Below are 3,344 nucleotides of genomic sequence, written 5' to 3'. Positions count from 1 at the left end.
GTGTTGTTTTGTTTCGGTGTATTAGTACCGGTCACCTCCACACATTACTGTGCTTCCAGATCCGGCCTATCAACCCCATGGTCTATGGGGAACCTCAAACGAAACCTTATCTTGAAACGGGCTTCCCGCTTAGATGCTTTCAGCGGTTATCCCTTCCGTACGTAGCCAACCAGCCATGCCACGGGCGTGACAACTGGCACACTAGAGGTACGTCCGTCCCGGTCCTCTCGTACTAGGGACAGCCTTTCTCAAGTTTCAACGCGCGCGGCGGATAGAGACCGAACTGTCTCACGACGTTCTAAACCCAGCTCGCGTGCCGCTTTAATGGGCGAACAGCCCAACCCTTGGGACCTACTCCAGCCCCAGGATGCGACGAGCCGACATCGAGGTGCCAAACCATCCCGTCGATATGGACTCTTGGGGAAGATCAGCCTGTTATCCCCGGGGTACCTTTTATCCGTTGAGCGACACCGCTTCCACAAGCCGGTGCCGGATCACTAGTCCCTACTTTCGTACCTGCTCGACCTGTCAGTCTCACAGTCAAGCTCCCTTGTGCACTTACACTCAACACCTGATTGCCAACCAGGCTGAGGGAACCTTTGGGCGCCTCCGTTACTCTTTGGGAGGCAACCGCCCCAGTTAAACTACCCACCAGGCACTGTCCCTGGCCCGGATCACGGGCCGAGGTTAACAGATACCCAATTCGATCAGAGTGGTATTTCAACAACGACTCACACACAACTGGCGTCGCATGATCACAGTCTCCCACCTATCCTACACAAACCGAACCGAGCATCAATACCAAGCTATAGTGAAGGTCCCGGGGTCTTTTCGTCCTGCCGCGCGTAACGAGCATCTTTACTCGTACTGCAATTTCGCCGGGCCTGTGGTTGAGACAGCAGGGAAGTCGTTACGCCATTCGTGCAGGTCGGAACTTACCCGACAAGGAATTTCGCTACCTTAGGATGGTTATAGTTACCACCGCCGTTTACTGGGGCTTAAATTCTCCGCTTCGACCCACAAGTGGGTCTAACAGGTCCTCTTAACCTTCCAGCACCGGGCAGGCGTCAGTCCGTATACATCGACTTATCGTCTTCGCACGGACCTGTGTTTTTAGTAAACAGTCGCTTCCCTCTATTCTCTGCGGCCACGACACGCCAACCAGCCGCAAGGACCGGTGACCCGTCATGGCCCCCCTTCTCCCGAAGTTACGGGGGCATTTTGCCGAGTTCCTTAACCACAGTTCACCCGATCGCCTTAGTATTTTCTACCTGACCACCTGTGTCGGTTTGGGGTACGGGCCGCACACACACATCGCTAGAGGCTTTTCTCGACAGCACAGGATCATCGACATCCCCAATAAAGGGTACGCATCACGCCTCACCCATGTAACGGGGAACGGATTTACCTATCCCCCGGGCTGCACGCTTACACCACAATCCAATAAGTGGCTCGACTACCAATCTGTGTCACCCCATCGCTTGGCTACTACCAGATCAGGTCCCACGCATCCACGAAACACCACAATCAAAGAAAGTGGCGAAACGCTTCTGGGCGGTTAGTATCACTGATTCACCATGGGCGCATGTGCACGGGTACGGGAATATCAACCCGTTGTCCATCGACTACGCCTGTCGGCCTCGCCTTAGGTCCCGACTCACCCTGGGAAGATTAGCTTGACCCAGGAACCCTTGGTCATCCGGCGGATGAGTTTCTCACTCATCATTCGCTACTCATGCCTGCATTCTCACTCGCGCACAGTCCACCACACGGTCACCCGGCGGCTTCAATCCATGCACGACGCTCCCCTACCCAACAACACCCAAAAGGTGTCGCTGCCGCGGCTTCGGCGGTGTACTTGAGCCCCACTACATTGTCGGCGCAGAACCACTCGACCAGTGAGCTATTACGCACTCTTTCAAGGATGGCTGCTTCTAAGCCAACCTCCTGGTTGTCTTCGCGATCCCACATCCTTTTCCACTTAGTACACGCTTAGGGGCCTTAGCCGGCGATCTGGGCTGTTTCCCTCTCGACTACGAAGCTTATCCCCCGCAGTCTCACTGCCACGCTTACACTTGACCGGCATTCGGAGTTTGGCTGATGTCGCTAAGATTGTAGTCCCGCTAAACCAACCAGTAGCTCTACCTCCGGCAAGAAACACGCAACGCTGCACCTAAATGCATTTCGGGGAGAACCAGCTATCACGGAGTTTGATTGGCCTTTCACCCCTACCCACAACTCATCCCCTCAGTTTTCAACCTAAGTGGGTTCGCGCCTCCACGACGTCTTACCGTCGCTTCACACTGGCCATGGGTAGATCACCCCGCTTCGGGTCCAGGACATGCCACTAAAACACCCTAGTTAGGATTCGCTTTCGCTACGGCTACCCCACAAACGGGTTAACCTCGCGACATGCCGCTGACTCGCAGGCTCATTCTTCAAAAGGCACGCCATCACCCCCCGAAGGAGGCTCTGACGGATTGTAGGCACACGGGTTCAGGTACTATTTCACTCCCCTCCCGGGGTACTTTTCACCATTCCCTCACGGTACTATTCCGCTATCGGTCACACTGAGTATTCAGGCTTACCGGGTGGTCCCGGCTGATTCACAGCAGATTCCACGAGCCCGCTGCTACTCGGGGTATCGACGACACTGACAGGCTGGGTGTTTTCACGTACCGGACTCTCACCGTCTACGGCGGGCCATTCCAAACCACTTCCGCTAACACACAGACACTCACCAGGCGCGGCCGGCAGACCACACAACGCCATCGCCCCACAACACCGCACACGCAACCCCTGCCGGGTATCACACGCATACGGTTTAGCCAATAATCCACGTTCGTTCGCCACTACTAGCAGAATCACTGTTGTTTTCTCTTCCTGCGGGTACTGAGATGTTTCACTTCCCCGCGTTACCCCCACACCGACTATTTCATTCACCGGCGGGTGACCGCCCACAACGACGGCCGGGTTTCCCCATTCGGACATCCTCGGATCAACGCTCGGTTGACAGCTCCCCGAGGCTTAACGCAGCCTCCCACGTCCTTCATCGGCTCAGTATGCCAAGGCATCCACCGTGTGCCCTTACAAACAAAACACACAAAACACTAAGAACGACCAAAAAATTGGTCACATTCTCGACGAAACAAAAAATAAAGATACTCGCGTCCACTATCCAGTTCTGACAACAACACCAACCACACGAAACCCAACCAGCCAACAAAGACCGGCAGGCCACATGAGCCGCAACACCGGGAACATGATGTCCCAGACACCCGACAGTGCACCAACGACGTTTTTCTGACTACCTTCAAGTCTCCGACGACACATCCAGCATCGCG

1 rRNA gene is annotated in these 3,344 nt (G+C 55.2%); it reads right to left on the bottom strand.

The window, feature by feature from the left end:
- Nucleotides 1-2: 2 nt before the first annotated feature.
- Nucleotides 3-3,101 (bottom strand): 23S ribosomal RNA (locus KRX55_RS11700).
- Nucleotides 3,102-3,344: the final 243 nt, after the last annotated feature.

The organism is Corynebacterium sp. TAE3-ERU16, assembly GCF_019209935.1.
GTDB lineage: Bacteria > Actinomycetota > Actinomycetes > Mycobacteriales > Mycobacteriaceae > Corynebacterium > Corynebacterium antarcticum.
This window is presented reverse-complemented; position numbering and strand designations above follow the sequence as displayed.